Origin of the sequence: Marseilla massiliensis (assembly GCF_023336985.1) — a bacterium.
Lineage (GTDB): Bacteria > Bacteroidota > Bacteroidia > Bacteroidales > Bacteroidaceae > Prevotella > Prevotella intestinigallinarum.
This window is the reverse complement of the sequence record NZ_JAMBLP010000048.1, coordinates 1-5831: the sequence shown is the minus strand read 5'-3', so window position 1 is coordinate 5831 and position 5831 is coordinate 1. Positions and strand designations below refer to the sequence as shown.

Below are 5831 nucleotides of genomic sequence, written 5' to 3'. Positions count from 1 at the left end.
GAAAAGCGAGTTGCGCAGGTAGGCATAGTCTTCTTCGGCGAGGCAGCCGGTTATCTTCAGGTTGGTGACACCGGCCTTCTGCTCATCGGTGAGCAGGTCTTCAAGGCAGCTGCCGTCGACGTGAACGCTGACTTTCATGCCGTCTGATCCGGCCCAAAGGCACTGGGAGGAAACAATGACGGCTATTGCATAAACTAACAATCGTTTCATAACTATCGCATTTATTGGTTAGCATTATTTTCTCTTTCTTGTCATTTAATGGTTCACTGCAAATTCAGTGGCTGCCTTGATTCTATCAAAGTCGCCTTGTTCAGCTCTGCCGGCTTGAGTGTCTCTTCGGTCATATTTGCCTGGCTGCTTCGTCACACTGCCCAACAATGCTCTTCAGCAGGCAGACACATCTGCCTCGACAATCCAACCCAAGCCAACAGTTGATAAAATAAAGTTTTCCCTGACATACACCAAGTCCGGATAGACTGCCCCAAGCTGCTCGGCCGACAGGGCGTAATGCAATTTTGAAAGACTCTGTGCCTCGAAAGAGCCGAGCGGCAGGGATTTTGCCTGGCCTGCCGGCACAGACTTGTAGAAAGGCACGGCGGTGAGCGCGGACAGTTTGTCATGGGCCGTTTCGGAGTCATTGCCTATGGCGGGCTCAGCCCCATCACCGATAACCATGCCGTCTATCCCGCCAGAGACACGAAGGCTGCCTACCACGTCTGTCGACTGCAACGTAACATTGCCGTTGCCGCTTACTCTCATTTGGGCATTTGCCAATGCGACCGTGCAACTGAGTGCGATTGTGAGTAATAAATTTTTCTTCATAACTTTCTTATTTTAAAGGTTAATAGGCTTTAGTAATTTTCCTTGATGAAATCTTGCTGATTGCATATCACAAATATAAGGTTTTTACCAACAGACTGTTCGATTTAAGTGTTTATTTAAGCATTTTTAATGATACCCCATTCCAAACCGGGCGAGACGCGGGCAACAAACAGGCATCATAATTTCGCTTTTACACCAATAAGCATTAACTTTGCAGGCGATATGCCCAGCGTTTTCCACACCCTCCTGCCCACCATCATGGCTGCGGCCATGGCTGTGGCTACGCCCTGCACTGCCGCGGCGGCCGAGCAGGCCGACACTGCCGTCACCGGCAGCAGCTCTCGCGTGGTTCACAGGGTGGAGGCCGACTATGCCACCGGGGGCATATTCCACACCGACAGCTACCTCAACGGGGGCAATGCCGAGCGGCGCATAATGAACCACGCCTCGGCCGTGAGGCTTAAGTATGCCTTCATGGCACCCGTGGGCAGCATGCAGTCGCGCATATACCCCGGGGCCTACCAGGGCGTGGGCGTGGGCTTCCACCGCTTCAACCCTCAGCTGGGCAACCCCGTGTCGGTGTTCATCTTCCAGGGGGCGCGCATAGCCTCCATTGGGCGCCGACTGTCGCTCAACTACGAGTGGAACCTGGGCCTGGCCATGGGCTGGCACCCCTACGACAGCGAGACCAACCCCGACAACCACATCATAGGCTCGCGCGCCACGGCCTACCTCGACGCCGACATCTACCTGAGCTACAGCCCGGCGACGTGGCTCGACGTGAGCGCCGGGGTGTCGGCCTCCCACTACTCCAATGGCAACACGGCCTACCCCAACCTCGGACTCAACACTCTGGCGGCAAGGCTCTCGGCGGCGTTCTACTTCGGGCGCAGCCCCGGGCGCCAACCGGCGGGGCCCATGCCGCGCTTCAGGCGCCACATGAGCTACGACCTGGTGGTGTTCGGGGCGTGGCGCAGGCGTGGGGTGGCTGTGGGCGACGGCGCCACGCTCTATGCCGTGCCGGGCACCTACGGTGTGGCGGGCATCAACTTCACCCCGCTCTACAACATCAACCACTGGCTCAACGCGGGGCTGTCGCTCGACGCCGTCTACGACAACAGCGCCAACATTTACTTCGAGGGCGACGTGCCCACGGCCGAGAACGTGCGCCAGCCCAAGCCCTCGCGGCAGATGGCGGCGGGACTGTCGGCAAGGGTCGAGTTTGTGATGCCCTACTTCACCATCGACTTCGGCGTGGGCAAGAACATAATCGGGGCCGGCGGCGACTTCAGCGGCACCTACGAGATACTGGCCCTCAAGGTCGACGTGCTGCGCAACTCGTTCCTGCACATAGGCTACAGCCTCTACGACTTCCAGAAACCCAACTACCTGATGCTCGGCGTGGGCTACCGCTTCGGCAGCAAGCGCAAATGGCGCTAAAATGGCTCACCAAATAAATCCATGAGGCGTTTTCAGGAGTACGGGAGTACGGGAGTACAGGAGTACAGGAGTACAGGAGTACAGACAATAGTATTTGACTGTCTTCATGCAACACTTTCCCCATGCCAGCAAAGCTCCCATGTTTCCATAACTATTGTCTGTACTCCTGTCTACTGCCTCCCGCCTCCAAAATAAACCCAAAAACTATTGTCTTAACTCCTAATAATCCCCAATGTCTATTGGTTAAGTCGTGAGCCGCGCTGATGGCGAAACGGCGGCGCGGCCCGGGCAAACAAATGTCCTGCCCGCAGGCCGGACATGGCCGCGGACAGGACTGCTGAGGTATGAAAAAACAATAACCGGCCGTGGCGCGTCGCGCGCCGGGCCTCAATCTATAGCCACAGGCGACACGATGCCTTCTCGGCAGTCGTCGCCCGTATATTCCATCAGTTCAAGCTCACCGCGCAAGGCGCCCAGGGCGTTGAAGGCCAGCGACAGCATCTCGTTCTCGCCGGGCATCACCACCACCGGAGCCATGTATTCCACCTGCGGGCGCAGGCGGTCTACGCAGTAGGTGTCGTGGGCTATGCCGCCGGTGACGATGATGGCGTCGACCTTGCCGCCCAGCGCTACATACATCGAGCCTATCTCCTTGGCCACGGTATACATCATAGCCCCCACCACAGTGGCATAGGGCTCCTCGCCGGCCTCGGCGCGGGCCGAGAGGCCAATCATGTCGTTGCTGCCCAGCCAGGCCGCCAGGCCGCCCTTGCCGCATATCATGCGTTTCATCTGGCGCAGGGTGTACTTGCCGCTGTAGCACAGCTCAACCAGCTGCATGGCCGGCAGCGTGCCGCAGCGCTCGGGCGTGAACGGGCCTTCGCCGCCCAGGGCATTGTTTACGTCGATGACGCGGCCCAGGCAGTGGGCCCCCACCGAGATGCCGCCGCCCATGTGGGCCACGATGAGGCGCAGGTCTTCATAACGGCGGCCTATCGACGCGGCGTAGCGGCGCGACACGGCCTTCTGGTTGAGGGCGTGGAACACCGAGCGGCGCTCCAGGCATGGCAGCCCGCTGATGCGCGCCTCGGGGCGCATCTCGTCGACCACCACCGGGTCGGCCGTATATGCAGGGCACCCGCACCTCTCGGCCAGCTCGGCAGCTATGAGGGCGCCCAGGTTGCAGGCATGCTCCATGGTGGCGTGGCGCAGGTCGTGCTTCATGCGCTCGTTGACGGTGTAGACCCCGCCGCGCAGCGGGTGCAGCAGTCCGCCGCGCCCTATCACTGCGTCGAAGCGCAGCGGTATGTCGGCCTTCTCAAGCCTGCCTATGACGAAGTCACGGCGATATTCATACTGGTCGGCCACATGCTCAAAGCGTGCCAACTCGCCCACCGGGTGATGGGCGCCTGCCGTCCACACCTGCTTGTCGTCGTCGAAGATGGCCATCTTCGTCGATGTGGAACCCGGATTGATTACCAATATCTTCATAATCTGTGCAACTTTATGTGTTTTTACTCAGCCGAGGCCAGGCATGCCAGCGCAAGGCTCGTGTATTTCGAATCACCGGTGTCGGCCCTCGAGGCCACCACCACGGGTGCCGTCGTGCCGCACAGCATCCCGGCCATGCGCGCCCGCCCGAAGAGCGACATGGTCTTGTAGAACGTGTTGCCCGACTCGATGTTGGGGAACACCAGCACGTCGGCATTTCCGCAAACGGGCGACTTGATGCCCTTGAGCTCGCCGCTCTCTGGGTCGCACGCGGTCTTTACGTCCATGGGGCCGTCTACGAACACGTCGCCGTAGGCCCCCTCGCGGGCCCGGCGCTTCAGCTCCTCGTAGCTCAGCGTATGGGGAAACTTCTCGCTCACCTTCTCCGTGCAGTGCAGCAGGGCCACACGGGGCACGGCCATGCCCAGGCTGCGGCAAACCGACACGGCGTAGCGCAGCATGGCGTCAAATTGGTCGAGCGTGGGCCGCGGTATCACGGCCACGTCGGTGGCAAACAGCAGCTTTGAGTAGCCGGGGGCCTCGATGGCCGTCACGTGGCTCATCACGCGGCCGTGCTCCAGCAGGCCGCGCTCCTTGTCGAGCACGGCGCGCAGCAGGTTGTCGGTGTTGATGCTGCCCTTCATGAGCACGTCAGCGTGGCCCTCGCGCACCATCTCGACCGCCATGCGGGCGGCGTCGTCGGGGGTGGCCGCAGGGCGCACCTCGACGCGGCCTGGATACAGGCGGCACACCTCGCCGATGTTCCAGCGGGTGAGCCCGCCGTCAACAAGCAGGAAGTCGGCTGTCTGCTCTTCCAGCGCACGACGTATCACGTACTCCGTATGCGAGTCTCCTGGGCAGACCACAGCCACCCTCTTGCGTGTGGGCAGCGAGCGCAGGCTGCCCGTAAGCGTATCGAAATCACATATCCGTTGCATACTAATTGTTCTTTCTTGCAAATATAACGTTTATTTTGTAAATTCCCAATATCCGCCACAGACTAATTCTGCACGGTTAACGTATAATAACACAGGGGTACGCCATGCTTATGCCGGCCCCGCGGGCACTGCTGCCGGGCGGCCCGTGGCGGCGGCGGCACAAAGGGCCGGCTGCACCGGCGGCCGATTTGGCCATGCCTGCCAATGGGCAGGCCGGCGTGTGGTTGGGATGCGGGCCATGGCACGGGGCCATGCACGCCGCCATTGCAAGGGGTTCTTTCATTTCTGGCTGTTTAGGTTGTTTAGGCTGTAATGGTAGGGGCCGCAGGGCCGGAACGGGGCGCCGCCATACTGGGCGGCTTTGCGCCGGGCGAACCGGCCACGCGGCATGATGCAACAAATATACAAAATCATTACGTGAAAAACAAGTGTTTTTGTGTTTAGACCATATTGCTCCGACTATACGGACATAAATTCCGACTTTCAGCAAACTAATGCTTGTTTTCTCGCAACCGTCGCAAAGCCCACTGTGAAACTGTTTTGTCAATGTGGCTGGTGTCAACTGCATTAGTATTTATATATACTAATGCCAGTTGACCACCATATAGACACATTGCAAGAATAAAGACTATGGTTAGAAGGAGGCAGAAGGAGGTAGAGGAAGGTAGAAGGAGGTAGAATAGGAGTTAGTAGGAATTAGTAGGAGTTTGTAGGAGTTAGTAGGAATTAGAGGACAATAGCTTTTGTGGGTAATGTCTTCTAACTCCATAAACGAGCGCAGCGAGTGATAACTCCTTCTAACTTCTTCTAACTCCTTCTAACTTCTTCTAACTCCTTCTAACTCCTAATAATAACGGGGGCCGTAACGGCAGGCAAAACCGCCCGTAGCACCTTGCAAAACGGGCCTTGCGGCAGTGTCACGGGGCAGCCTGTCGGCATGGCAGCAATTTATTGAACTCATTCAAACTTTTTCCGAAAAACTTGAATGAGTTCATTGCTATATGCAGTAAAAAAATCCCATGCCCGACGTTCAATCAATTACAACCGCTTGACCTCCTTGTCCGCATCGCTATGGCTGTGCGAAGTGTCGTCCTTGCTGTTCAGCTTGTAACCCAGCGTTAAGGAAACAGCCCTGAAGTC

The 5831-nt window shown here is 58.1% G+C and carries 5 protein-coding genes; 1 reads left to right on the top strand and 4 read right to left on the bottom strand.

The genetic code is table 11. The features are described from left to right. The coding region (locus M3089_RS15615; RefSeq protein ID WP_249085234.1) for a hypothetical protein at positions 1-210 on the bottom strand (210 nt) is incomplete at its 3' end. A 174-nt stretch (positions 211-384) separates the two neighbouring features. Further along, the gene (locus tag M3089_RS15610) at positions 385-822 is read right to left on the bottom strand and encodes a hypothetical protein (RefSeq protein WP_249085232.1); all 438 of its coding nucleotides are present in this window, start codon (positions 820-822) and stop codon (positions 385-387) included. A 222-nt stretch (positions 823-1044) separates the two neighbouring features. On the opposite strand from M3089_RS15610, the gene M3089_RS15605 reads away from it, so the two are divergent. Beyond that, positions 1045-2262, top strand: a complete 1218-nt coding sequence (locus M3089_RS15605; protein WP_249085230.1) for an acyloxyacyl hydrolase — start codon at positions 1045-1047, stop codon at positions 2260-2262. Positions 2263-2649: 387 nt separating this feature from the next. On the opposite strand, the gene buk is transcribed toward M3089_RS15605, so the two are convergent. Continuing rightward, positions 2650-3753: a butyrate kinase gene (gene buk, locus M3089_RS15600; protein WP_249085228.1), complete on the bottom strand. Its 1104-nt coding sequence runs from the start codon at positions 3751-3753 to the stop codon at positions 2650-2652. Positions 3754-3776: 23 nt separating this feature from the next. Beyond that, a complete protein-coding gene (locus tag M3089_RS15595) occupies positions 3777-4691 on the bottom strand; it encodes a phosphate acyltransferase (RefSeq protein ID WP_249085226.1) in 915 nt (304 codons plus the stop codon). Positions 4692-5831 lie beyond the last annotated feature (1140 nt).

Excerpts from the sequence above, each read along its gene's own strand:
- M3089_RS15605 (WP_249085230.1), top strand. The coding sequence starts at position 1,045 with ATGCCCAGCGTTTTCCACACCCTCCTGCCCACCATCATGGCTGCGGCC.
- buk (WP_249085228.1), bottom strand. The coding sequence starts at position 3,753 with ATGAAGATATTGGTAATCAATCCGGGTTCCACATCGACGAAGATGGCC.
- M3089_RS15595 (WP_249085226.1), bottom strand. The coding sequence starts at position 4,691 with ATGCAACGGATATGTGATTTCGATACGCTTACGGGCAGCCTGCGCTCG.
- M3089_RS15610 (WP_249085232.1), bottom strand. The coding sequence starts at position 822 with ATGAAGAAAAATTTATTACTCACAATCGCACTCAGTTGCACGGTCGCA.